The 23,433-nt window shown below is 31.8% G+C and carries 25 protein-coding genes and 1 tRNA gene; 9 read left to right on the top strand and 17 right to left on the bottom strand.

Going from position 1 to position 23,433, the window contains the following annotated elements; translation table 11 throughout:
* The first annotated feature begins 98 nt into the window (after positions 1-98).
* The 3 genes from ACYX4H_RS10695 (at position 99) to ACYX4H_RS10705 (ending at position 3,148) form a co-directional block, all read left to right on the top strand.
* Positions 99-800 (top strand): FadR/GntR family transcriptional regulator, encoded by a 702-nt coding sequence (locus tag ACYX4H_RS10695; RefSeq protein ID WP_475294060.1) that lies wholly within the window; start codon positions 99-101, stop codon positions 798-800.
* A 248-nt stretch (positions 801-1,048) separates the two neighbouring features.
* Positions 1,049-2,350, top strand: a complete 1,302-nt coding sequence (locus ACYX4H_RS10700; protein ID WP_476236244.1) for an MFS transporter — start codon at positions 1,049-1,051, stop codon at positions 2,348-2,350.
* A 33-nt stretch (positions 2,351-2,383) separates the two neighbouring features.
* A complete protein-coding gene (locus tag ACYX4H_RS10705; protein ID WP_476236246.1) occupies positions 2,384-3,148 on the top strand; it encodes an SDR family NAD(P)-dependent oxidoreductase in 765 nt (254 codons plus the stop codon).
* A 98-nt stretch (positions 3,149-3,246) separates the two neighbouring features.
* Here ACYX4H_RS10705 and ACYX4H_RS10710 read toward each other — a convergent pair whose 3' ends face one another.
* From ACYX4H_RS10710 to ACYX4H_RS10730, 5 genes are read right to left on the bottom strand one after another with little or no spacing between them, the layout of a single operon-like run.
* Positions 3,247-4,299 (bottom strand): M14 family metallopeptidase, encoded by a 1,053-nt coding sequence (locus tag ACYX4H_RS10710; protein ID WP_476236248.1) that lies wholly within the window; start codon positions 4,297-4,299, stop codon positions 3,247-3,249.
* A 1-nt stretch (position 4,300) separates the two neighbouring features.
* Positions 4,301-5,647 carry a DUF3526 domain-containing protein gene (locus ACYX4H_RS10715; protein ID WP_476236250.1) on the bottom strand — a complete coding sequence of 449 codons (1,347 nt, stop codon included), beginning with the start codon at positions 5,645-5,647 and terminating at the stop codon, positions 4,301-4,303.
* Between the two features lies 1 nt (position 5,648).
* Positions 5,649-7,094, bottom strand: a complete 1,446-nt coding sequence (locus ACYX4H_RS10720; RefSeq protein ID WP_476236252.1) for an ABC transporter permease — start codon at positions 7,092-7,094, stop codon at positions 5,649-5,651.
* A gap of 5 nt (positions 7,095-7,099) precedes the next feature.
* A complete protein-coding gene (locus tag ACYX4H_RS10725; RefSeq protein WP_476236254.1) occupies positions 7,100-9,598 on the bottom strand; it encodes a TonB-dependent siderophore receptor in 2,499 nt (832 codons plus the stop codon).
* Positions 9,599-9,615: 17 nt separating this feature from the next.
* Positions 9,616-10,308, bottom strand: a complete 693-nt coding sequence (locus ACYX4H_RS10730) for an ABC transporter ATP-binding protein (protein WP_476236256.1) — start codon at positions 10,306-10,308, stop codon at positions 9,616-9,618.
* Between the two features lie 543 nt (positions 10,309-10,851).
* Here ACYX4H_RS10730 and ACYX4H_RS10735 point away from each other — a divergent pair.
* On the top strand, positions 10,852-11,229 hold the full coding sequence (locus tag ACYX4H_RS10735; RefSeq protein WP_476236258.1) for a Fur family transcriptional regulator: 378 nt from the start codon (positions 10,852-10,854) through the stop codon (positions 11,227-11,229).
* Positions 11,230-11,410: 181 nt separating this feature from the next.
* Here ACYX4H_RS10735 and ACYX4H_RS10740 read toward each other — a convergent pair.
* Positions 11,411-11,484 (bottom strand) — tRNA-Met (locus ACYX4H_RS10740).
* A gap of 130 nt (positions 11,485-11,614) precedes the next feature.
* Between ACYX4H_RS10740 and ACYX4H_RS10745 the strand changes: the two genes are divergently transcribed.
* Both ACYX4H_RS10745 and ACYX4H_RS10750 read left to right on the top strand, forming a co-directional pair.
* Complete coding sequence (locus tag ACYX4H_RS10745) at positions 11,615-12,007, top strand: START-like domain-containing protein (protein WP_475294052.1); 393 nt, start codon at positions 11,615-11,617, stop codon at positions 12,005-12,007.
* Between the two features lie 63 nt (positions 12,008-12,070).
* On the top strand, positions 12,071-12,913 hold the full coding sequence (locus ACYX4H_RS10750; protein ID WP_476236261.1) for an aminotransferase class IV: 843 nt from the start codon (positions 12,071-12,073) through the stop codon (positions 12,911-12,913).
* Here ACYX4H_RS10750 and ACYX4H_RS10755 read toward each other — a convergent pair.
* The 5 genes from ACYX4H_RS10755 to ACYX4H_RS10775 all read right to left on the bottom strand — a co-directional run bounded on the left by ACYX4H_RS10755 (position 12,910) and on the right by ACYX4H_RS10775 (position 17,463).
* Positions 12,910-13,470: a YqgE/AlgH family protein gene (locus ACYX4H_RS10755; RefSeq protein WP_476236263.1), complete on the bottom strand. Its 561-nt coding sequence runs from the start codon at positions 13,468-13,470 to the stop codon at positions 12,910-12,912. The two genes, ACYX4H_RS10750 and ACYX4H_RS10755, sit on opposite strands and share 4 nt — an antisense overlap.
* Before the next feature lie 121 nt (positions 13,471-13,591).
* On the bottom strand, positions 13,592-13,864 hold the full coding sequence (locus ACYX4H_RS10760) for an HU family DNA-binding protein (protein ID WP_139698478.1): 273 nt from the start codon (positions 13,862-13,864) through the stop codon (positions 13,592-13,594).
* A gap of 188 nt (positions 13,865-14,052) precedes the next feature.
* The gene (gene fmt / locus ACYX4H_RS10765) at positions 14,053-15,000 is read right to left on the bottom strand and encodes a methionyl-tRNA formyltransferase (protein WP_476236266.1); all 948 of its coding nucleotides are present in this window, start codon (positions 14,998-15,000) and stop codon (positions 14,053-14,055) included.
* On the bottom strand, positions 14,997-16,901 hold the full coding sequence (locus ACYX4H_RS10770) for a RecQ family ATP-dependent DNA helicase (RefSeq protein WP_476236268.1): 1,905 nt from the start codon (positions 16,899-16,901) through the stop codon (positions 14,997-14,999). Before ACYX4H_RS10770 ends, fmt begins: the two co-directional genes overlap by 4 nt.
* A gap of 4 nt (positions 16,902-16,905) precedes the next feature.
* A complete protein-coding gene (locus ACYX4H_RS10775; protein WP_476236270.1) occupies positions 16,906-17,463 on the bottom strand; it encodes an AAA family ATPase in 558 nt (185 codons plus the stop codon).
* 88 nt (positions 17,464-17,551) lie between these two features.
* On the opposite strand from ACYX4H_RS10775, the gene ACYX4H_RS10780 reads away from it, so the two are divergent.
* From ACYX4H_RS10780 to murA, 3 genes are all read left to right on the top strand, one after another.
* Complete coding sequence (locus ACYX4H_RS10780) at positions 17,552-17,845, top strand: DUF493 domain-containing protein (RefSeq protein ID WP_475294046.1); 294 nt, start codon at positions 17,552-17,554, stop codon at positions 17,843-17,845.
* 65 nt (positions 17,846-17,910) lie between these two features.
* Positions 17,911-18,552, top strand: coding sequence for a DUF4290 domain-containing protein (locus ACYX4H_RS10785; protein ID WP_475294045.1), 642 nt, complete (start codon positions 17,911-17,913; stop codon positions 18,550-18,552).
* Between the two features lie 8 nt (positions 18,553-18,560).
* Positions 18,561-19,874 carry a UDP-N-acetylglucosamine 1-carboxyvinyltransferase gene (murA, locus tag ACYX4H_RS10790; protein WP_476236272.1) on the top strand — a complete coding sequence of 438 codons (1,314 nt, stop codon included), beginning with the start codon at positions 18,561-18,563 and terminating at the stop codon, positions 19,872-19,874.
* Positions 19,875-19,975: 101 nt separating this feature from the next.
* Here murA and ACYX4H_RS10795 read toward each other — a convergent pair whose 3' ends face one another.
* The 6 genes from ACYX4H_RS10795 to ACYX4H_RS10820 all read right to left on the bottom strand — a co-directional run bounded on the left by ACYX4H_RS10795 (position 19,976) and on the right by ACYX4H_RS10820 (position 23,419).
* The gene (locus ACYX4H_RS10795) at positions 19,976-20,896 is read right to left on the bottom strand and encodes a cytochrome-c peroxidase (protein ID WP_476238660.1); all 921 of its coding nucleotides are present in this window, start codon (positions 20,894-20,896) and stop codon (positions 19,976-19,978) included.
* Positions 20,897-21,016: 120 nt separating this feature from the next.
* A complete protein-coding gene (locus tag ACYX4H_RS10800; RefSeq protein ID WP_476236273.1) occupies positions 21,017-21,808 on the bottom strand; it encodes a hypothetical protein in 792 nt (263 codons plus the stop codon).
* A gap of 44 nt (positions 21,809-21,852) precedes the next feature.
* Entirely contained in the window at positions 21,853-22,275 is a 423-nt protein-coding gene (locus tag ACYX4H_RS10805) for a transposase (RefSeq protein ID WP_476238661.1), read from the bottom strand.
* Positions 22,276-22,347: 72 nt separating this feature from the next.
* Complete coding sequence (locus ACYX4H_RS10810; protein WP_476236275.1) at positions 22,348-22,719, bottom strand: transposase; 372 nt, start codon at positions 22,717-22,719, stop codon at positions 22,348-22,350.
* Between the two features lie 188 nt (positions 22,720-22,907).
* Positions 22,908-23,201 (bottom strand): type II toxin-antitoxin system RelE/ParE family toxin, encoded by a 294-nt coding sequence (locus tag ACYX4H_RS10815; RefSeq protein WP_476236277.1) that lies wholly within the window; start codon positions 23,199-23,201, stop codon positions 22,908-22,910.
* Positions 23,192-23,419: a hypothetical protein gene (locus ACYX4H_RS10820; RefSeq protein WP_476236279.1), complete on the bottom strand. Its 228-nt coding sequence runs from the start codon at positions 23,417-23,419 to the stop codon at positions 23,192-23,194. The genes ACYX4H_RS10815 and ACYX4H_RS10820 overlap by 10 nt, the downstream gene beginning before the upstream one ends.
* Positions 23,420-23,433 lie beyond the last annotated feature (14 nt).

Genomic DNA, 23,433 nt, shown 5'->3' on the forward strand with positions numbered 1-23,433 from the left:
GTTATTAGGTTTTATTTAAGTAATAACAAGTCTGTAATAAGAGAACTTTTGGTGTAAACCAGCTAGTTATTATTCTAGGCATAAATTTTTGAAAGCATATGAAGTTAGAAGCAATTACAATAAACGAAAATCATCAAGCGCAAAACGCTATTATTGAAAAAATTCGAGATTTAATAAATTACAAAAATCTTGAACCAGGTGATAAACTTCCATCTGAAAGAATGTTGGCCGAAAAGTTTGAAGTAACACGCAGTAACGTAAGAGACGCTATTCAAAAATTAGAATTTTATGGCTTGTTAAAATCTATACCACAAAGCGGCACTTTTGTAGCTAATATAGGTGTTATTGCCTTAAATGGTATGATTGAAGATATTTTAAGGTTAGATAAACCAGACTTTAAATCGTTAGTAGAAACCAGAATTCTTTTAGAGCTTAAAACAGCAAGTTTAGCAGCAACAAGAAGAACCGAAGATGATTTAAAACACATGAAAGCTACACTTGATGCCTACACAGAAAAAGTAATGAATAACGAAGATGCTGTACAAGAAGACCTGTTATTTCACTTAGCAATAGCCAAAGCAAGCGGTAATAGTACCATGAATACATTAATGTTAACTATAACACCTGAAATTATTACAAATTTTGAAAAATATCATGTATGTAATGATAATCAGGCATTTTTAGGAATACAAGAGCATAATGATATTTATGAAGCCATAAAAAATCAAGAACCAGCTTTAGCTAAAGAAAAAATGAAAATTCATTTTAAAGCGCTGTATCAATATTGTTACAATAAATAAAAACAAAAATTGAAGTTAAGGAGTGCACGCCCAAACTTCAATTCATAAACATAAATTTAATGGAGGGAAGTTATTACCACAAGGTATTTCTTCAAAAAAAGTAAATAGAATGGGTTTTACAAGTTTTAAGTAAAACCATTATTAAAATTACAGATTAAACACATAGTTTTTAATACTGGAGTTACCAGTACAAGTACTTCTTTGTCTGTATTTTAAAGAGAAAAATAAAATATATAAAAATTAAGTGTATGAAATTAAAAGGTTTACGCTGGTGGATTGTAGGTTTAATAGCCTTAGCTACTATAATAAATTACATTGATAGGCAGTCATTAAGTGTACTGTGGCCAGAAATTGCAGCCGATTTATATCCTGATAAAACACCCGATGAGCATAAGTCTATTTACGCATACATATCAATTATTTTTGTGTTTTCTTATGCCTTTGGTCAAGCCATTTTTGGTAAAATATTTGATTGGGTTGGCACACGCATTGGCTTTGCACTGTCAATAGGTATTTGGTCTGTAGCAACAGCACTTCACGCTTTAGCAAAAGGCTTATTAAGTTTTGGTATTTTTAGAGCAATTCTTGGTATTGCCGAAGCTGGTAACTGGCCAGGAGCCACCAAAGGAAACGCAGAATGGTTTCCTACTAAAGAAAGAGCTTTAGCTCAAGGAATATTTAATTCTGGTGCTGCCATTGGCGGTATTATTTCAATACCATTAATTGCTTATTTAACCGTACATTTTAGCTGGCAAGCCATATTTATTTTGGTAGGTTTAGCTGGTTTATTATGGTTAATTCCTTGGATGATTTTGGTAAAAGCACCACCTAAAGCACATCCTTGGATTACGCCCGAAGAAAGAGAATATATTTTAACCGGTCAAAAAAATCAGGATGTTGATAATGATGGTTCTTTTGATGATGGTTATAACCCTTCAGTTAAAGAGTTGCTTTCAAGAAAAGAAAGTTGGGGTGTTATTGTAGCTTCAGCAGTTATAGATCCTATTTGGTGGCTGTTCGTTTTCTGGATTCCTATTTACCTTTTTGAAGTGTATGGTATGGATGTAAAAACCATAGGTATTTACGGTTGGGTGCCCTATGTAGGAGCCATGTTAGGTGCATGGTTTGGAGGGCTTCTTGCTCAAAATAGAATTAAAGCTGGTTGGACTGTTAATAAAACCCGAAAATTAGTAATAACCATAGGTTGTGTAATAATGCTACCAGCATTGTTAGCAATGGCAAACCCAGGAGCTCCAACAATAGCTGTAATTATAATGGCAGTAATATTATTTGGTTTTCAAACAGCCATAGGTAATGTGCAAACACTACCTAGCGATTATTACGGAGGAAAAACTGTTGGGACCTTATCTGGTTTTTCAGGTATGGCAGCAAAACTTACAGCATCGGGTTTAACATTTTTAGTGCCCATTTTAACTATGGGTGGTAATTATACGCCTGTATTTATTATAGGTGCTGCATTGGCCATAATTGCTTTAGCTAGTATATGGTTTTTATGCGGAAAAATAGAACCTCTAAAAGCAAAACGTTAGTTTAAATAATAAAAACAAGTAAATAAAAAGAATATGAGTAATTTAAATGAAAAAGTAGCAATTGTAACTGGAGCCACTGGCGGTATTGGCTTTCAAGTAGCAAAAAGACTTGGTAAAGACGGTTATACAGTAATTTTAAATGGTATTGATGATGAAGCTGGCGCTGAAAGAGTTAAAGAACTAGAAGCCGAAGGTATACAAGCAGAGTATCATGGTTTTGATGTTACCAATGAAGATGCTGTAACAGCAAATATTAAAGCTATTGGTGATAAATTTGGGAAAATTGATGTTTTAATTAACAACGCAGGTGGCTTAGGAGGCAGATCTAGATTTGAAGATATGACAACTGAATTTTACAGATTTGTAATGGCTTTAAATTTAGATTCTACATTTTTTGCATCAAGAGCAGCCATACCTTATTTAAAGAAAAGTGATAATGCTTCAATTATAAATTACACATCAAATGCAGGTTGGAATGCAGGTGGACCAGGTGCCGGTATTTACGGAACATCAAAAGCTGCAGTACACACCATTACTAGAGCCTTAGCTAAAGATTTGGCAGAGTATGGTATTCGTGTTAATGCGGTATCACCAGGCACTATTGATACTGATTTTCACAAGCAAATTAAATCTACTAAACCTGAAGTTTTTGCCTCTTGGAAAAATAATATTATGTTAGGTAGATTAGGGCAACCAGAAGAGGTAGCGGGTGTAGTTTCGTTTTTAGTGAGTAAAGATGCATCATTTATGACAGCTGAAACTGTACAGATAGGTGGTGGCCAAGGTTTAGGAATTTAGTTGTTATACCAGGCTTAACTTTCACATCTTTTTAAAATACAAAAACCTTCAATACAAAGCGTGTTGAAGGTTTTTTTATGTTTTATATATATAATTTTTTAAACAGCTCCTATAACAACTATCGTTTCGTCTTTATTTATTGGTGGTGTACCAAGCATAAATAAAATTACACCGCTTGATTCTGCAAAAACAGTTTCTAAAACATTACCAAAAAAATCTGTAATTACACCAACTTGCATGCCTTTATTAACATAATCTCCAGATTGTTTTGAAGGATAAAAAATACCTTGGTGTTTACTTTTTTGCGATGTTCTATTGTTTATAAATTGATACGAATTTTTAATATTTGCTACGGTATTTGTATTCACCATGTTTAGTTTGTTTAACATGTTTAATACACCGTTTTCTATTTTTAGAGTAGCTTCTTTTTCTGGTATTCCAAGTTTACCACATTCAATATCCACTGCAGGAATACCTCTTTTAAAAGCTTCAGCAGAACAGTATAAGCTAGGGTTTCCTGTTTTTAAGTAATCTTTATCATCGGTTTCAAAAATAATAATAGAATCAAAAAGTAGTGCTTTAGCCATTTCTCGTCCTTTTTTAGAGGCTTCTTTTAAAGATGTATTTGAATAGTAAGCCGAATAAGGCATTAAATCTTCTGGTGCATCACCAGCATGGATATCTAAAAAATAATCAGAATTAGCAATAACGTTTTGGGTAATAAAATGGGCAATTTTTTCGGTTAAAGTGCCGTTGGGATTGCCCGGAAATATTCTGTTTAAATTTTTTCCATCTTTGGGGTTTTTGTATGGCGATCGCCCAGTGAAACTTTCTAAATTAGCAATTTGAACTAAAATTACCACACCATTTAATGTTTCTGGATTTATACTTTTTATTAAACGTTGGCCTGCCAAAATAGGAGGATATTCGTAACCATGCACTCCCGCTGTAATGCCAAGTGTTGGTCCTGTTTTAGAACCACAAAAAACTGTTATTGGTATAAAAGTGGACTGTTTACCACTAGATATAGGAATTTTAAAATGCTGTTTTGTACCTGGATTAACTGTTTTACCATAAAAAGAAAATGGAGTTTGGCTAAAAGCAACTTGGGTTATAAGAAACCATAATAAGCAATAGTATGTTGATTTCATGTTATTTAAAAGTTTTAAGGTTTTTAAATATGGCAAAACCAATTAATAGGCAAGTTATTAAAACTAAAGGTAGTATGTTTTTAAAAACTGTAAAATGAGTTTTAGGCTTAAAAAATTCAGGTTTGTATTTATTTAAATCTACGGTGCTTGGGTGGCGATTTTCAAAAATACTAGGATAAATATCTAAACGAATGTTTTCGTGAAACTTAGTAGTGGCATCTAAAAAATCAATGTGATTTGTTAAACTGGTTTTTGCCAATTCATTCATAGATAACTGTAATTGTAATGGCGGAAAAAAGCGTGCAATATTTTTACTTACCGCCTCACGTTGCTTAATTTTGGCATACATGGCATTGCGCTCGGTTTGTGAGTCATCATCACCTAATTGTTGCATGGCGTAATACCATAACCATGTAAATCCTTCGGTTGGGTAGCCATACTTTTCTAAATGCGGGTAGCGCTTATAAAACCTTTTTAATGTTTCTTCTTTATCTGTATCCCATTTTTGGTGGTAGGCATCACGTTGTTTAATAACCATAGAAAAAGCTTCATTAACAGGGTATTTACTGCTTATGTAGTTGCTTACAAGTGCAGGAATAAATACTACTAATAAAAGCCAACTAGCTAATAAAACAATGGCGTTTGTGCTAGAGGATTTTCTTAGTAGAATAACAAAAAGGCACAATGCAAACCAAAATAAAATGTACAAATAACTCATAGCAATGAGGGTGAAAAAATTTGTAGACCACGGTATATGCATAACTATTTTAGCCACAAGAAATAAAATGGTTAAAGCAAATACAATAAAAATAAGTCTTATAAATAGTTTTGCTATTAAGAAATTAAAAGCAGATTTGGCTTGTATGGTTATCATTTTCCAAGTTCCACTTTCTTCTTCTTGAGATAGAATATTAAAATTTAACGCAATAATTATTAAAGGAAATAAGAAAATAATTAAAAAACTCATGTCTAAATTTCCTACTTGCTGGCGCATGGGGTTTATTAAATCTGTGTTGTGTTTTTGGCCTTCTAAGGCAACAATACCAACACTTTGAATGTGTGAGTTTAAATCGCTTTGTCCAATAGAAATTCCAGACAATGCATCAACAGGATTTATAAATGCAAATTTTAAGTAATAGGTTAAATATGCAATATCATCTTTATAATATTTTTTTTGCGTTTCTAAATGTTTTTGTTGGTGAGCAATGGTTTTTTGTACAGCTTCGGTTTGGTAGGTTAAAAATTGTTTACCCGTATTTATACTTAAAGCACCCAAAAACATAAGAATACCAAAAGCCAACCATACGGTTTTAGATCTAAAAAACTGTTTTATTAATAAAGTATACAAGTTAAATAATTTTAAAACGATTAGAAAAATTGATAATTATAAGTACTGTAAGTACTAACCATGTTATTAGCGCAACAAAACCTATAAAGTGATTTTTTAAGGTTTTTACAGTTGAAATATATTCGTAACTAAATTTTGGGAACGATTGCCAATAGTCTTGCTTTAACACATGTACTTTACCTTCACTTCCTTTAGCTTTATTACTAATAAATTTCATTTGCAGTTCATTTAAATATTGAGATTGCTTATAACGATAATTTTCGGTTTGAGTTAAAAAATTAGTGTAAGTATGAAAATCTGTGGCCGCAAGCCCCATAGATAAATTTTTAATAGCTAAATACGGATTAAACAATACCAAACCATTAGTTATGCTATTTTGTTTTTTATAAGCTTCTATTAAATGCTTATGCTCATTGGCATAAATTTTAGCCGATGTTTCTTCGCCTTTACGCATTAGAAAACCACTGTAATTAAAGGGTAAATCGGTTACATTTTTAACATTATGTGCCTTTAAAACAGAGTCTCGTAATTTTTTAAAGTGAACATCATCTGGGTTGTGGCTATCGCCTTGTTTACTCACCTCTTCTTCAATAGCCGCCGCAAATTCAATTTTAGATTTATTGGGGTAAATAGAGTTTCCTATTACTTGTGCCGTTTTAGGTATGATTATAAAAAATAGCAGCCAACCACCAAGTAAGCTTAGAAGCGCTTTGTTGGAATTTACGCTTTTTGCTGAAATTAAAACTGTAATACAGCAAAGTATAATTAAAAATATAAGATAGCTTATAGATATGAATAACGATCTTAAAAACACTTGCGCATTAAAGGTGTGTACTTCAATAAATAATATACTCCAAAGGGCAATTAAAGCAGGAATTAAAAATAAAGTTGTTATAAAAAACAGCCCTAAAGCTTTACCAAAAATAATTTGTTTCATTGATAAACCTTGAAGATACATTATTTTTAAGGTACCATTTTCTTTTTCTGAAGTAATTGCAGCGTAGCCTATAAAAAATATAATTAAAGGCAAAATGAGTTGCAGTAAAAGCGCAATATTTAAATCGCCAAACCTAACTAAACTAGTTGATAAACTAGCTTCAGAGAAATTAGCCGTATTTTGTTTATGTGCTTCTAAAAAAATGGCATTACCAGTGTAGTTTTCAATACCAGAATCAAAAATACTTAAGGGGTGTTGTTGCCTAAACACAAAAGACCCAAAGTGAGCCATTCTATGCGGATGTTTATCTGGGTTGCTTTCCCAACTTTCTCTTTGTTCATCTTGATGGCTATCGGTAGTATGATCGTGAGCTTCAAATGTTTGCCAACTATTAATAGTAACATATATTAAAGCTAAAATAAAAAGGGTTAACAGTACAAAAAGACCTTTGTTGTAAAAGGCCTTTTTGAAAAATTGTTTTCCTATTAAAACAACAACATTTTGTTTCATTTAAACTAAAATTTATAGGTTGCATTAAGTAACACATTTCTTGGTGCTCCAGGGCCTAATCTTGATGGGTTAAGGCCACCTAACCAATAGGTGTCATCAAACACATTGTTTATTTTAAGTGTTAATTGCATGCCTGTATTACTTGGTTTGTAATATACTGCGGCATCAAAAATGGTGTAATCTGGTAGTAATACTCTGTTGGCATCATAAGATGGGTTGTACCATGTGTAACGCTCATCTACATATTGTGCGCCAAAACCAATACCAATACCTCTTAAGGTAGTGTTGTTAAAATCATAACGTCCCCAAAAATTGGCATTGTGTTTAGGTGCTCCACCAATGCGTTGGCCTTCGTATTCTTCAATAGCATCTTCAACAATTTTTGCATCATTATACCCATACGACAGTATAACTTGTAGGTTAGAAGCTATGTATCCAGAAACATCCATTTCAAAACCTCTACTACGTTGTTCTCCTCTTGTGGTATATGTTGTGAAATCGTAAATATCATCACCTGGGATTAAAATATTTTTTTGTGAAATATCAAAATAAGCCAGGTTTGCAAATATTTTACCATTTAAAAATTCGGCTTTAGCACCAAATTCTTTTAAACTACTTTCTAACGGGTCGAACCTACCTGGTGATGCACCCCAGAAAAAACTTTCTGCAGATGGCGATAAGGAAACTGTGTTGGTATGTGGTTGAAAACCTTCAAGGTAAGTAGCATAAGCACTTATGTTATTTGTAATTTCATAAGTTAAGCCTAGCCTTGGTACAAAAGCACTGGTTTTAAATTCTTGTTCATTGCCTTTGTAGTCAAAAATATCAGAAAACCATTCGTATCTTAAATTTACAAGAGCAGAAAATTTACCAAATTTAAATTGATTTTGAAGGTAAATACCATCAGAGCTTGTTAAGTTAGCTGGTATAGTTAATTCTGCAAGATTATAAGCGTTTGTGTTTCTTGAAGCATTAAACGGATTTTCTAAATTAAAATGAGGTACAGCAGGAACGGGCATAGTTACACCATCTACTACCATTTGCTGATAATTGTCTGGATTGCTAGGGTTGTAATTTGCTTGTCCGCCATTTACAGTTAAATAACGGCGAGCTCTTAAAAAGCCAGCGCCTGTTTTGCGTTCCCAACGTGTGGCATCGTAACCAACTAATATTTTGTTTGTAAAGTTTGCTTTTTCAATAGTATAATTAAAATAAGTGCTAAAATTATCAGTTTCCCAAAACTGTTGTCTTTGGTCGTAGCGCATTCTAGCAAGTGTAGTTATAACATTACCATCAATATCTACAGCGGTTCCATCAACTCTATGTTCGGCTAAGTCTTCGTCCCATGTTTGTTTCATGTATTGTGCATTAAACCCAAGGTTTTTGGTAAACTTTTTATTAAAGCTAGCCATAAGCATAAGCTCTTTGGTTTTATAATGGTCGTTAGATGCGCCAACATTCATGGTAATTGGTGTGCTGTTAATATCGTATTCACCATTAATAGCGCCAAAAATAGGTTGTCCGCGGTCTAAATTACCTTCGGCATTATTGTAAATCATTTCAACATTAAGCGATGTGTTTTCATCTGGAATATAACTAAACGAAGGCATGAATAGGATAGCGTTATTGTTAACAACATCTCTAAACGAATCTGCATCTTGGTAAGCGGCATTAAAACGATATAAAAGTGTTTTAGATTCATTTAATGGTCCTGTAAAATCTGCGGTGGCGCGTAACGTACCAAAACTACCAGTGGTTAATGATACTTCTCTGCGTTTTTCGTCAAGTGGTTTTTTAGTTACAAGGTTTACAGTACCTCCAGGGTCTGCGCTAGAAAAAGTTACCGATGAAGGCCCTTTTATAACCTCTACACGCTCAAGGTGCGAGGTAATAGGCTGTAAAAAGTAATATTGGCGTGTGCGCATACCGTTTACAACTTGCCCATCATCGGCTTGTGTAATACCTCTAATATTAAAATGGTTGTACAAACCTGTTGGCGCAACGTTACTTACGGTTTTAACCGCTTCTGTTATTTGAAACGCTTGTCTATCGGCCAAAAGTTCTTTGGTAACGGTAGTAAGTGCTTGTGGTAACTCTTTGTTTTTTATGGCCATTTTTGTGGCGGAAAACGAATAATCACTGTTATAATCTTTACGTTTTCTACCTATAATTTCTACAGATTGTAAAGACTCTGTAGATTCGTTTAAGGTAATGGTTTCTAGGTTAATGTTATTGCTGTTAACATCAATAACCTTAGTGAATGTTTGATACCCAATGTAAGATATTTTAAGTGTGTGTGTACCTTTATTTTTAACTTCAAGGCTAAAATTACCATCAAAATCTGAAGTTGTTCCTTTTTTAGTGTTATTTCCGGAAACAATAATGTTAGCACCAGGTATTGGTGCATTAGCTGCATCTACAATTTTTCCTTTTAGTATATTTTGTGAAAAACTAAGTTGTATGCTAAAAATGAGTACTATGAATAGTATGTTTTTGAAATTCATCTTTTTTATAAAGTTTGTTATATTGTTTTTATGTATAAATCTTGAAGCTCTTGAGCAGAAATTTTAGATGTGTCTGTTGTATGAATTAAGGCGCCTTCTTTCATAATTCCTATTTTAGACCCAATGTTTACGGCATTAAAAATATCATGCGTAGCCATTAAAATGCCAACTCCTTTTGCCGATAAATCTTTGCAAACTTTTGCAAATTCTACAGATGCCTTGGGGTCTAAACCAGAGGTTGGTTCATCCATAAGAATATAATTAGCATTTTTAGCTAAAGCTATAGCAATACCTACTTTTTGGCGCATGCCTTTAGAGTAGGTAGAGAGCCTTTTAACATGAGCTTCTTCTTGTAAATTAGCTTGGTTTAAGTAATCTGATAATTCTTCTTTAGAGTATGAAAATCCTGCAAGTTTACTAAAATATTCAAGGTTTTCAATACCGCTTAAATTGCCGTATAGCTGAACAATTTCTGGAATATAGGCAATTAAGCTTCTTGCAGATTTATGTTCTGTTACCGAAACTCCATCAATTAAGGCTTTACCCGAAGTTGGCTTTAAAAGGCCTAAAAATATATTTATAGTAGTAGTTTTACCAGCTCCGTTTTGCCCAAGTAAGCAAAAAATATCTCCAGGAGCTACAGAAAAACTTAAATCTTTAAGCGCTAAAGTATCATTATAGCGCATACTAAGCTTATTGGCTTGTAACATAAAATAAAATTTAATAAATAGTTTTAACACAGAATTTTGTAAACTGTGTTAGTAAGAAAAAAGTAGTGCAGCTACCTTTTATAAATGTTAAGCGGTAACGTAAGATAAGTTATAAGGCGGTGAGCGTGATTTTTTTCGGAATAAAACAACCGAAATAAAAACCTGTTTAGTAGCTGTTATTTTTGTTTGTAAAATAGTTAAAGGGGCTATTACAAAACTTGTGGGTTCTAAATTAGGATAATTTAAATTAAAGAAAGTATCACAAAAACAACAATGTTCATTTAAATAAGCTTGTTTTTCAAACCTTAAAACATTGCTGTATTCATTGCTAGCATTAAAAGTATGTGTATGTTCAAAAGCATGAACAAAAGCCACTATGTGATTTGTAATAATAATCACAGGTAATAAAAAATATATGAATTTTTTAAAGGGCTTCACTATTTAAATTATAAGGTTTTTTAAAGCTTTTATCTTAAAATAATAAGACGGCAAAATTACTGCGTATTTATTAATTAAGCAACTTAGTTGCATTATATTTGTAATATGGGAGTAACAAGGCAAACAAAGCAAGTAAAAACGTTATTAGAAGTTTTTAACACTGAAAATAACGCTATTTCTGTGGCAGATTTAGTGAAAAAATTAAGTGCAGAAATGAACAAAACCACAGTTTATAGAATTTTAGATAGACTTATGGAAGACGGTGTTGTACACTCTTTTATAGGTAAAAATGGTTTAAAATGGTATGCTAAATGCCAAAGTTGTTCATGCAATGCACATTTTGATGTACACCCACATTTTCAATGTAAAGTTTGCGGTAAAGTAACATGCCTAACTACCAGTTTTAAAATACCCGAAGTTAAAAACTATAAAGTAGATTCTGCTAGTTTATTGTTGGTAGGTACTTGTGAGTTATGCTATTAATTACAGTAGGGTTGTAAAAATACATAACCGTTAGCATCATAATTTTTAGTTCAGATAAATTGTGGTAGTGTTTGTAATCTGGTTTATTTCTTAAATCTAAATAATTATATCTAAATATATTATTCATAAAAAAACGGTTTAGTGTGAGCTAAACCGTTTGTTTTTAGTTATTTGTATTTTGTAGCGAGATCGAGATTTGAACTCGAGACCTCCGGGTTATGAATCCGACGCTCTAACCAACTGAGCTACCTCGCCATATTGCGGGTGCAAATATAAAAACAAAATTAAAGTAAGCAAACATTACTGCAATAAAATATTATTAAAAAAATTGCTATACTTACTAATTAATGTATATATTACGCATCATTAAATTTTTAAAGTACTTATGGACGATAAAGTTAGATTTGACATAGAATTTCCAATTCACGCTTCACCTCAATTATTATATCAATATATATCAACACCTTCAGGCTTATCTGAATGGTTTTCAGACAACGTAAATTCTCGTGGAGAATTATTCACTTTCATTTGGGATGATAGCGAAGAACAAGCTAAATTACTAAGTAAAAAAAGCGGAGAACGTGTTAAATTTAGATGGTTAAATGATGAAGAAGAAGGTGCGTCATGCTATTTTGAAATTAGAATTCAGGTAGATGAAATTACCAAAGACGTATCATTAATGGTTACAGATTTTGCTGAAGATGATGAAATTGATGAAGCTAAAATGCTGTGGGAAAATCAAATATCGGACTTAAAACAGGTATTAGGTTCAGCTTAAAATTAATACATTTAAATACCCTATATTTGCCCCGTTTTACAACTATTAAAACGGGGTTTTTTTATGATAAATTTTAACGGAAATATAGTAGAAAATAATAACACTATTTCAGTTGAAAATAGAGGTTTTACTTATGGTGATGCAGTTTTTGAAACCATAAAGGTAAACAACGGAAACATATTGTTTTTAGAAGACCATTACTTTAGGCTCATGGCCTCAATGCGTATTATGCGCATGGAAATACCAATGAGTTTTACCATGGAATATGTAGAAAGTGAAATACTAAAAACCATTGCCGCCAATAACCTGTTAAAGCAAACCGTACGTGCAAAATTTTTTGTAAACAGAAATTTTGGAGGGCTTTACACACCAACCGATAATAATGTTACGTTTTTAATAACTGTAAAACCCATAGAAAACACGTTTTATACCTTAAATGAAGATGCTTACCAAGTAGATTTGTTTAAAGATTATTACGTGTCACCAAGTTTATTATCAACACTTAAAACAAACAACAAAGCTTTAAATGTAGTAGGAAGTATTTATGCCAAAGAAAACAACCTAAATAACTGCTTTGTGCTAAACACAAATAAGCAAGTAGTTGAAGCTTTAAATGGTAATATTTTTGTTGTGAAAGGTAATACTATTAAAACGCCACCGATTATTGATGGCTGTTTAAAAGGCGTTATGCGAAAGCAAATACTTGAAATTTTAAATAGTATGACAGATTTTACTGTTGAAGAAACATCAGTATCACCGTTTGAACTTCAAAAGGCCGATGAAATTTTTATAACCAATGTAATTGTAGGCATTCAGCCAGTTACTAAATACAGAAAAAAGACATTTTCAAACGCAATAGCTAAACAGCTAATTGGTAAATTAAATGTGAAAATTAGGCTAAGTTAGTTAAAGTTTGGATTTTCGGGCGCGTTAGACCAAATACTATATTCGCCACCAAACTCAAGCATTTTTTCTTTCCAAAAAGATTTGTAATCCTTATCAATTATATTCTTTTTGTACATGTTTTCAGTAACTACCCATGAGTTTGCTTTTAGTTCATCTTCTAACTGTAAAGCACTCCAACCAGAGTAGCCTAAAAAGAATTTTATGTCACTTTCTTCAACTTGGCCATTACTAATAAGGTCTACCACTTTATTAAAATCGCCACCCCAATAAATGCCTAAAGAAATTTCAATACTATCGGGTATTAAATCGGGTACTTTATGTATAAAATATAAATTGTCTTGCTCTACAGGGCCGCCGTTATATACTTTAAAATTCACATTAACATCACTAATTAATTCATTTATAGTATAATCTAAAGGTTTATTAAGAATAAAACCTATTGAGCCTTCTTTGGTGTGGTCTGCTATTAAAACAATTGAGCGGTTAAAAGAAACATCTCCAATTATTGATGGTTCAGCGATTAACAAATTTCCTTTCTTGGGTTTTATTGTAATCATATTTTAGAAGATTTAGTAATTAAATCTAACATTTATTTATTAAAAATGCAACTTTTGGCCTTAAACGCAAAAAAGCCTTCAGTATTTGAAGGCTTTTTTTAAGTTATTTTGTGTAACTAAATTAGTTTACTGCGTTAGATAAATCTGCACCCGCTTTAAACTTAACTATATTTTTAGCTTTTATTTTGATAGTTTCACCAGTTTGAGGGTTTCTTCCTTCTCTAGCTGCTCTTTTAGAAACAGACCAAGAACCAAAACCTACTAAAGAAACTCTGTTTCCTTTTTGTAAAGCACCTTCTATTTCAATAAGTGCACACTCTAAAGCTTTTTTAGCAGCAGCTTTAGTGATTCCTGCGTGTTCTGCCATTGCATCGATTAAATCTGTTTTGTTCATAATATAAAGTTTAATTATTAATAAATTGGTTAAACATTTTTGTTAAATCCTCTACAAATTTATACGGATTATTATATCACGCAAGTAATAGCAAGGGAAATACGTGCTTTTGTTAATAACTTCAGGCATTTGTTAATAAAGCTTATGTGTTTTGTCGATGTTTGGAAACGGCTAGTAGTTACAAGGGTTTACAGCATTTTAGCATTTTCATAAAATGTGTAACCGTTTAAAAACGATTTTACATCCATATTTCGTTTACCTGGAAGTTTAATTTCTTTAATAATTATATACCCATTTGATACTGAAACTTTTAATTCATTTTTATTTGAAATAATTAAACCAATGTCGTTATTATGTTTACAAGGTTCTTTTTCGGCGTTATAAATTTTAATATCTAATGTGTTATCACCGTTTTGTAAAATACACCACGCTGCTGGGTATGGGCTTAAGCCTCTTATATGATTATAAATGTTACTTAAACTATCATGCCAGTTTATTTTACAATTATTGCGGTTAAGTTTATAGGCTGTTTTAATATCTTTTGTATCTATTTGAGGATTGGTATTTACAGGGTCTTTTTCAATTAAGGCAACAGTTTTTAAAACCAATTTACTTCCAATAGTCATTAATTTGTCATGAAGACTTCCTGCGTTTTCATGTTCATCAATGCCTATGGTTTCTTGTAAAATCATTTCGCCGGTATCAATTTTTTCATCAATAAAAAATGTAGAAACACCCGTTTTTGTTTCGCCATTAATTATCGCCCAGTTTATGGGCGCAGCACCTCTATAATTTGGTAGTAATGATGCGTGTAAATTAAAGGTGCCGTATTCTGGCATTTGCCAAACTACTTTTGGTAACATTCTAAAAGCCACCACAATTTGAAGATTAGCATTTAAAGATTTTAATTCTTCAATAAAATTTTCATTTTTTAAATTGGTAGGCTGTAATATATTAAGGTTGTTTTCTTTGGCATATTTTTTTACAGCGCTTTCATTTAGTTTACGGCCTCTGCCAGCAGGTTTATCGGGTGCTGTAATTACGCCAACTACGTTATAATTATTATCTACTAGAGTTTTTAAGGTGGCAACAGCAAAATCTGGTGTGCCCATAAAAACTATTTTTAAATTCCTCATAAATGACTTAATTTATAGGTGTTTGTTTCTGTTAATGTAATAATATTATGTTCTAAAAGAAGTTTCAAAGTATTTTTTAAATCTGTTTCTGAGCATTGTATGTTTTCTGCTAAATTTCTTGATGTTAAATTACCACTTTGTAAATGCTCAATAATTTGTTTTTTTATGGTTGAAGTATCAACAGGTTTATTGCTTTTTTTTGAGCGAATACACACAGAGCAAATGCCGCAGGGTTTTAAATTAGTTTCACCAAAATAGGAGAGAAGTTGCATGCTTTTACAAGTATTTTCATTTTCAACATAATTTAAAATAGCTTGTACTTGGGTTTGTTTTAGTTTGTTTTGTTGCTCAATAATATTGGCAATACGGTTTATTGTTTTATCGTCTTCTCTGGGTTGAATAAAGGTTATTTGAGCATCGGTTTTTGTAAGATTTAATGTAATTATTTCATCTTTTTCTAACTGTTTAAGTACTTTTATTATTGCAGTTTCATGAACCGATGCTTTGTCGGCTATTTTTTGAATGCCTATACTAGTTTCGTGTTCAAAAATACCACCATACATTCTTAAAATAGATTTTACAATAAGGCTAAAACTTGGGTTAGCATCTAAATAATTAAAAATGGAGTTACTAGAAACTATAAACTGTACGGTGATTTTATTTTTAAATTGTTTTGAAAGACTGATAACGCTGTTTCTGTCTAATAATTGTAGTGCATTATAACATAAAACTCCATTAAAATTATATGTTTTACAAAAGGTGTTGAAGTTAAAATCTTTAGTGAGATATTCACCTTCGCCGTATGAAACTTGAAAATAATTGCATAATTTACGATACACTTGTTTAGTGTACTGCAAAGTTGGTAATATACTTAAAAACTGATTTTTAACTTGTTGTACATCAGCTTCATTTTTTAAAATAACGGCAAACGCCTTTTGGCCATTTCTACCGGCTCTTCCGGCTTCTTGAAAATAACTTTCAATACTTTCGGGTAAATTTATATGAATTACTGTTTTAACATCGGGTTTATCAATACCCATTCCAAACGCATTTGTGGCTACCATAACTTGTTTTTTGTTATGTAACCAAGCACTCATGTTATTTTCTTTTTCAGCATTTGTTAATCCGCCATGATAATGTGTTGCAGTAATGTTTTTAGTTTGTAAATAGTTGCTTAAATCTAAAGTTAACTTCCTATTTCTAACATATATTATTGATGATGCTGTGTGTTTTTTTAAAATGGTTTCAATACGGTAGTATTTATCTTGTTCATTAAAAACCATGTAAGCTAAATTACTTCTAAAAAAAGAGTGTTTAAATACTTTAGGTTTAATAAAATCAAGCTCTTTAATAATGTCATTAACAACTTCAGGTTTAGCCGAAGCTGTTAAAGCAACCACGTTAACAGTTGGCTGTAGGGTGCGTAAAATGGCAATATTTTTATATGATGGCCTAAAATCATTACCCCATTGCGATATGCAGTGCGCCTCATCTACAGCTATTAAATTTACGTGCATTTGCCGTATTCTGTCCTGTACAAGTTCTTGTTGTAAACGCTCTGGCGATAGATATAAAAATTTATAATTGCCGTAAATACAGTTGTCTAACAGTGTGTCTAACTGGTTATATGAAATACCACTAGTTAAAGCCAAAGCTTTTATGCCTTTATTGTTTAGCGCTTGTACTTGGTCTTTCATTAAAGCTACTAATGGTGAAATTACAATGCAAATACCTTTTTTAGCTATTGCAGGAATTTGATAACACATAGATTTTCCGCCACCTGTTGGTAAAAGCACAAAAGTGTCTTCGCCAGCAATTACAGCATTAATAATAGCTTCTTGGTTGTTTTTAAAGGAGGTGTAGTTCCAATAACGTTCTAATATGTTAATGGGGTGCTCCATTTAATTATTTTATAGAGTCAAGAATAAAATTTGTTCGTTTTTCAACTGTTCCAAAAGGCACTTCAATAATTTTATAATTAAATTTTTCATAAATATTTACTAAAGCTTCGTGAATTTTAACTACTTCTTCAAAGCTTTCAAAACGCTCATTATCAGTTTTGTATATGTCTTTCCAAGGCGGAAGTAAGTAAACACAAGAATACGTGTTGTTTATACAAGCTTGTGTAAAAAAATCATCATACTCCTGATTAAAAAACGCCATGTAAGCTAAAACGTCGGGTATTCCGCGGTCAAAAAAAATAACCTCTTTGTTTTGAGTACTAGCATTTTTAAATTGTTCAACACGTCCATTTAGCAATTTGGTGTTAAAATCTTTGGGGTCATTTGTAAAAGCAATAGGGTTAGAAACATGTAAATTTTCATCTATTTCTTTTTTAGCTTCTAAAGTAAGTGACCTTATAATTTCATCAAAACAATAATAACCTTTTTGTTTTAAGGCATTTATAATAGATGTTTTACCAGTTCCTGGGCCTCCTGTAATAACAATTTTTTTTGTGTTCAAACCATAAATTTAGAGTGTAAAATTCGGAATTTACTAGCGATTAAAAAAATAGAAATGAAACTGTATATTTGCAGCATATAAAAAAGCTATGAGTACACCAGAAAAAACAGAGGCGTTTTACAATAAGTTACGAAGTCAACTTTATGATACAACAAGCTGGCCATCAGAATATTTGTATAAATTTATTGTGAAGTCAGACACTGAAAAAATTGCCATTTTAGAAGCCATTTTTGATAATATGGGCGCTGTAATAAATACAGTAACATCAAAAAACGGAAAATATACCAGCGTTTCAATAAACCTTTTAATGCGCGACCCTAACAGTGTTATAGAAAAATATAAAGAAGTAGCAGAAAAAGTAGAAGGCGTTATTAGTCTTTAGTTTTTTTTTGTATTTTGCACAAGCATAATAACTACGTGCGTTAATTTAATTCCACATCATTTATTTTGATAGATACCTTAGAATATAACACAGAGCGTGAACATTTAATCATTCCTGAATATGGCCGCCATATGCAAAAAATGATTAATCATGCCAAATCAGTTGAAGATAGAGAAGAGCGTAATAAAATAGCTAAAGCCATAATTTCGGTTATGGGTAATATACAACCGCATTTGCGTGATGTACCAGATTTTCAGCATAAATTATGGGATCAATTATTCATAATGGCTAATTTTGAGTTAGATGTAGATTCGCCATACCCAAAGCCAACAAAAGAATTGTTAGCAGAAGGCCCAGAACCATTAAAATATCCGCAAAATCATCCAAAATATCGTTTTTATGGAAACAATATTAAAACCATGATTGATGTTGCAAATACATGGGAAGAAGGCGATTTAAAAGAAGCCCTTGTTTACACCATTGCAAACCACATGAAAAAGTGTTTTTTAAATTGGAATAAAGACACGGTTGAAGATGTTGTAATTTATGATCATTTATTTGAACTATCAAACGGAAAAATAAATTTGAAAAATTCTGACGAAGATTTATCAGCCTCATCAAGTTTACTTAGAACTAAAAATAAATTTTCAAGTAACAAAAAAGGAGGACATCACAAAAAACAAAATAGAGGAAGAAAACGCTACTAAACTAATCCATGGGAATATTTAAAATTGAAGGTGGGCATCAGCTAAAAGGCAGCATACAACCACAAGGTGCTAAAAACGAGGCATTACAAATTTTATGTGCAGTTTTATTAACTTCAGAAAAAGTAACCATTAACAATATTCCTGATATTGTTGATGTTAACAAACTTATAAGTTTACTAAAAAAATTAGGTGTAAAAATTGAAAAACTTTCAAAAGGCACCTATACATTTCAAGCAGATGCTATTAATTTAAATTATTTAGAATCTGATGAATTTAAAGTAGATGGGCGTGGGTTACGTGGCTCAATAATGATTGTTGGACCACTTTTAGCACGTTTTGGCAAAGGTTACATACCAAAACCAGGAGGCGATAAAATTGGTCGCAGGCGTTTAGATACACATTTTGAAGGCTTAATAAAATTAGGCGCGAAGTTTAGATATAGTAAAGAAGAACAGTTTTATGGTGTTGAAGCAAATGAGCTAAAAGGCACATACATGCTTTTAGAAGAAGCATCGGTTACTGGTACAGCAAATATTGTAATGGCCGCTGTTTTAGCTAAGGGGCAAACTACTATATACAATGCTGCTTGCGAGCCCTATTTACAGCAACTTTGTAAAATGTTAAATAGAATGGGCGCTAAAATTAGTGGCGTTGGTTCTAACATGTTAATTATTGAAGGCGTAGATAGTTTAGGCGGTACAACACATACCATGCTACCAGATATGATTGAAATTGGTAGTTGGATAGGTTTAGCTGCTATGACTAAAAGTGAATTAACCATTACAAATGTATCTTGGAATGATTTGGGCGTAATACCAAATGTGTTTAGAAAATTAGGTATTAAAGTTGAAAAACAAGGAGATAATATTCACATACCTGCACATACTAATGGATATGAAATTCAAAGTTTTATTGATGGTTCTATTTTAACAATTGCCGATGCGCCTTGGCCAGGATTTACACCAGATTTGTTAAGTATAATTTTAGTAGTGGCTACACAGGCTAGGGGTAGCGTGCTTATACATCAAAAAATGTTTGAAAGTCGTTTGTTTTTTGTTGATAAGCTAATAGATATGGGGGCGAAAATTATTTTATGCGATCCGCACAGAGCTACTGTTATTGGGCACGATTTTAAATCTACCTTAAAAGCAACCACCATGACATCACCAGATATTAGAGCTGGTGTTAGTTTGTTAATTGCAGCACTATCAGCCAAAGGAACTTCAACAATAATGAATATTGAACAAATAGACAGAGGTTACGAAAATATAGATGAACGTTTACGAGCAATTGGTGCTAAAATAGAAAGAGTAAACGCTTAAATAATATAAGTTTGAATTACATTGGCTGCAACCAATGTAATTCAATTGTATTGTAATTTAATAGTTTGACACTTTTTTTTTGATTTACATTTTTAAATTAATCAATATACCTCTTCTGGAACATCTGTTAACGTATGTAAAAAAGCAATCATGTCTTTTATTTCAGTTTCTGATAAGTTGAGCTCATCAAAAGGTAAGCTTTGGTTGGGTACATGAAAACCTAAACCAGCTCCACCACCTTTATTGTAAAAATCCATCAACTCTTCTAAAGTATTATAAACTCCGTTGTGCATGTATGGTGCGGTTAATGCAATGTTTCTAACGGTAGGCGTTTTGAACATGGTTTTGTAATAATCTTGTTGAAACATATGATAAAAACCTAAATCTGTATCTAATTCTTTATTTTGATTTGTTTTAGGAACACCAATAGCTTCTTTTTCTGTGTCTGTGTAAAACGGAGGCACTGTTCCGTTAGTTAAAGGTATAAAATGGCAAGTGGCACACAGGGCTTTTCCCATAAATAAATTAAAACCTCTCTTTTCTGATGTTGTAAACGTATCTTCTTCTCCTCTGATGTTTTTATCGAATTTAGAGCTAAACCCATTTAATGTTCCTACATAAGAAGCAATTGCTCTCACCATATCATGATTACTTTCGGGTACTTTACCATAGGCTTCTTTAAATAATTTTACATAGGTAGAATCTACCAATATTTGATTAGAAAACTGATGAACTGTGCTGTTAAATTCTCTTTCGTTTTTAAAAACATTGCTAATTTGTTCGTTTAAGTTTCCAGATTTTCCATCCCCAAAAAAGGCTTTTTGATAAATTGAATTAATTAATGTAGGGGAATTTCTTGTTAAAGGTTTTCCTGTATTGTCCATAGAAAATTGCAATCCATCGGCATATCCTTTTTTAGGATTGTGACAGGTAACACAAGCCAAATCTTTTGTTTTGGATAGGTTTGTATCGTAAAAAAGTTTTTTTTCTAATGCAATTTGTTTTGGAGTTGCGTTTTTGATTTTTGGGGAAGCTTACATATCGTGTAATATTCTATTTGGCGGACTCTCTAGATATACACTAAACTTTTCGGTTAAGCACTTATTAGCTGTGTTTTATGCACCGTGTTGGCAATAGTTTTTTTATTCGTAATATTCGTATTTATAATCCTCTTCTCGTCTTAAAATTCCGTTTTTGTCTTTAGAGACTATTTTTGTTAATAGTCCGTTTGAATACTCAAAATATGTATTAGAAATTAAATTTCCCTTATCATCTGTTATGGTAGTCTTTATTATTTGTCCAATTTTATTTCTGTCATAATTACATATTAATGAATCCATATTTCGATTGACAAGTTCTCCGTTTTTGTATTTGTACTTTAACTTTTTATCCGCTGAATAACAAAAAACAGAATCTACCTTTTTTTCATAATAATTTTTAAGCTCCCCATCAGCCGTTATAACCTTAAGTATTCGGTTTTTGCGATAAATATAAATTAGACATTCTTCAAGTAGAAATTCAGTTGCATTTGTGCTTCTATAATAATCACAACTCTTAATTAGTTTGTTTTCAGAATCGTATTCATATTCAGTTAAATCTTGGGCTTCATCGTCTAACCAAGTCCATTCTGTTTTTATGATTTGGTGGTTATCATTGTATTTGTATTTCACTTCCCAACCGCCAGTAGAATCTGAATCAAAAAACTCACGTTCTGTAATAATATCTCCATTTTCTGCAAAATCTTGAATTAACTTAATATATTCTTCTTTTAATTTCCCATTGTCAAATTCTTTCGTTATAACTTTCAAGGATTTTACTTTTAGTTTGTTGTATAATTCGTGGTATGAATTATCTAAATCATAAAAATCTTTCTCTTGTCCAAATGAAAGAAGTGGTATTAAAATCAGTAATATTAATTTATGCGATGATTTCATTAAAATGTCTAGTCCTGAAATATGGCTACAGGTTAAAAATTGAATTAAGCTGATAATTTATATACCATATTAGGTGTTTTATAGTCTAAAGATACATGTAATCTTATTTCGTTGTACAGATTAATTGCATTTTTTGTAGCCCTCTTAGCATGTTGCAGGCAATCAAAGGTTTGGTCGAGATAGAACTCATCTTTTAAGATGCCGTTTACACGCTCTGCTACGGCATTTTCATAGCAATGATTTTCTTCTGTCATACTTATTGCGATGTTGTTTCTTTTAAGTATTTGCGTATAAACATTACTACAGTATTGTATGCCTCTGTCAGAATGGTGTATAAGTCCATTGGTGCTTTTAGCTTGATACAAGGCTTTGTTCAGAGCCCTCTCGCAGCCTTTTAGTTCTAGACTATTACTTATATCGTAGCCAACTATTTTACGACTATACATATCTGTAATTATAATACGCATCACGTTTAAGGCCAAAACAGGCGGTTATAGTAGTTAAAGAAGCAAATCCCATAGACTTTTCTTTAGCTATAATCAGCGCTCTATACTTAGCTTTTTTTTTAGTTCAGTTACAGATTTGTAACCAAGATCCTCAGCAGCTACTTCAAGATATGAATCTAACACCATAGCATCCAGATCTTTTTTAAGCAGTAGTTTTTTGAGTTGTTTGATTTCCTTTTGTAAGGCTTTAATTCGAGTTATTTCGTCTTTAGTTTCCACTTTAATTCTGGTATTGATAAGGTCTTTACGATTATATTTTTTAATCCATTCATTAATAGTTGTAGGATTAATTCCGTAAAGTTTTCCAAGTTGTGATTTGTTTAATTTTCCAGTGCTAAGTTCGTCTAGAATTTTTAGTTTAAAAGGTTCTGAATACCGTCTAATCACTTTGTCATTTTTATACATAATGTTTAAAATTATGTAGCCTTTATTCAGGACGGGTCAAAATGTGTGGTAACGTGTTTGTATATGGTTTGTTGCGTGGTTTAGCACGTAATTTAGCAAATAAAAACCGAATAGAAAATCCGCGAGGATTTTCGTAAGTAGGCAAAAACCAGGCAATAAATTATATACGATGTTGGCTTTTAGTGCTTTTATTTTATCGGTTTTTGTTTCGTTCCTCTAAAGTTAATGATTTCAATTAATTCCTTTTTTGGTTGAATTCTGTAGATTATATAATTGTTTTTGTCAACCAATCCTTTGTGAACATTATTATACTTTCCAGTTGGTGGACAAATTTTAGGATATTTACTTATTTGAGTTAAAAGGTCATTAATATTCTGTTCTAAATTCAGAATTTCCATTATAGTCCATTCTTTCTTTAAATAATCCAAAACCTTATCTAATCCATTTTCAGCTTGTGGTGTCCAAACGATTTTTAATGCCATTTATCAAATCGTTTCATTACTGTTTCATTAGCTGTATATTCCCCTTTATCAGCTTGCGCTAAACCAGTCTTGATTTCTTCTTGTTCCTTTTTAGACATTTCACTCCACCAATCCACTTGATCTTCCTCAAAAACAGATTTGAGTTTTTTTAAAATGCTTTCTTTCTGTGTTTGAAGTAAAAGATGCATTAATTCTAATTTTGTGGTCTCTATATTCATAATCCTAACTTTTA

The organism is Seonamhaeicola sp. ABD4_340 (assembly GCF_056312135.1).

Coding starts and splice junctions, on each gene's coding strand:
- ACYX4H_RS10695 (WP_475294060.1), top strand. CDS start 99: ATGAAGTTAGAAGCAATTACAATAAACGAAAATCATCAAGCGCAAAAC.
- ACYX4H_RS10700 (WP_476236244.1), top strand. CDS start 1,049: ATGAAATTAAAAGGTTTACGCTGGTGGATTGTAGGTTTAATAGCCTTA.
- ACYX4H_RS10705 (WP_476236246.1), top strand. CDS start 2,384: ATGAGTAATTTAAATGAAAAAGTAGCAATTGTAACTGGAGCCACTGGC.
- ACYX4H_RS10710 (WP_476236248.1), bottom strand. CDS start 4,299: ATGAAATCAACATACTATTGCTTATTATGGTTTCTTATAACCCAAGTT.
- ACYX4H_RS10720 (WP_476236252.1), bottom strand. CDS start 7,094: ATGAAACAAAATGTTGTTGTTTTAATAGGAAAACAATTTTTCAAAAAG.
- ACYX4H_RS10725 (WP_476236254.1), bottom strand. CDS start 9,598: ATGAATTTCAAAAACATACTATTCATAGTACTCATTTTTAGCATACAA.
- ACYX4H_RS10730 (WP_476236256.1), bottom strand. CDS start 10,308: ATGTTACAAGCCAATAAGCTTAGTATGCGCTATAATGATACTTTAGCG.
- ACYX4H_RS10735 (WP_476236258.1), top strand. CDS start 10,852: ATGGGAGTAACAAGGCAAACAAAGCAAGTAAAAACGTTATTAGAAGTT.
- ACYX4H_RS10745 (WP_475294052.1), top strand. CDS start 11,615: ATGGACGATAAAGTTAGATTTGACATAGAATTTCCAATTCACGCTTCA.
- ACYX4H_RS10750 (WP_476236261.1), top strand. CDS start 12,071: ATGATAAATTTTAACGGAAATATAGTAGAAAATAATAACACTATTTCA.
- ACYX4H_RS10755 (WP_476236263.1), bottom strand. CDS start 13,470: ATGATTACAATAAAACCCAAGAAAGGAAATTTGTTAATCGCTGAACCA.
- ACYX4H_RS10760 (WP_139698478.1), bottom strand. CDS start 13,864: ATGAACAAAACAGATTTAATCGATGCAATGGCAGAACACGCAGGAATC.
- fmt (WP_476236266.1), bottom strand. CDS start 15,000: ATGAGGAATTTAAAAATAGTTTTTATGGGCACACCAGATTTTGCTGTT.
- ACYX4H_RS10770 (WP_476236268.1), bottom strand. CDS start 16,901: ATGGAGCACCCCATTAACATATTAGAACGTTATTGGAACTACACCTCC.
- ACYX4H_RS10780 (WP_475294046.1), top strand. CDS start 17,552: ATGAGTACACCAGAAAAAACAGAGGCGTTTTACAATAAGTTACGAAGT.
- murA (WP_476236272.1), top strand. CDS start 18,561: ATGGGAATATTTAAAATTGAAGGTGGGCATCAGCTAAAAGGCAGCATA.
- ACYX4H_RS10800 (WP_476236273.1), bottom strand. CDS start 21,808: ATGAAATCATCGCATAAATTAATATTACTGATTTTAATACCACTTCTT.
- ACYX4H_RS10805 (WP_476238661.1), bottom strand. CDS start 22,275: ATGCGTATTATAATTACAGATATGTATAGTCGTAAAATAGTTGGCTAC.
- ACYX4H_RS10810 (WP_476236275.1), bottom strand. CDS start 22,719: ATGTATAAAAATGACAAAGTGATTAGACGGTATTCAGAACCTTTTAAA.
- ACYX4H_RS10815 (WP_476236277.1), bottom strand. CDS start 23,201: ATGGCATTAAAAATCGTTTGGACACCACAAGCTGAAAATGGATTAGAT.
- ACYX4H_RS10820 (WP_476236279.1), bottom strand. CDS start 23,419: ATGAATATAGAGACCACAAAATTAGAATTAATGCATCTTTTACTTCAA.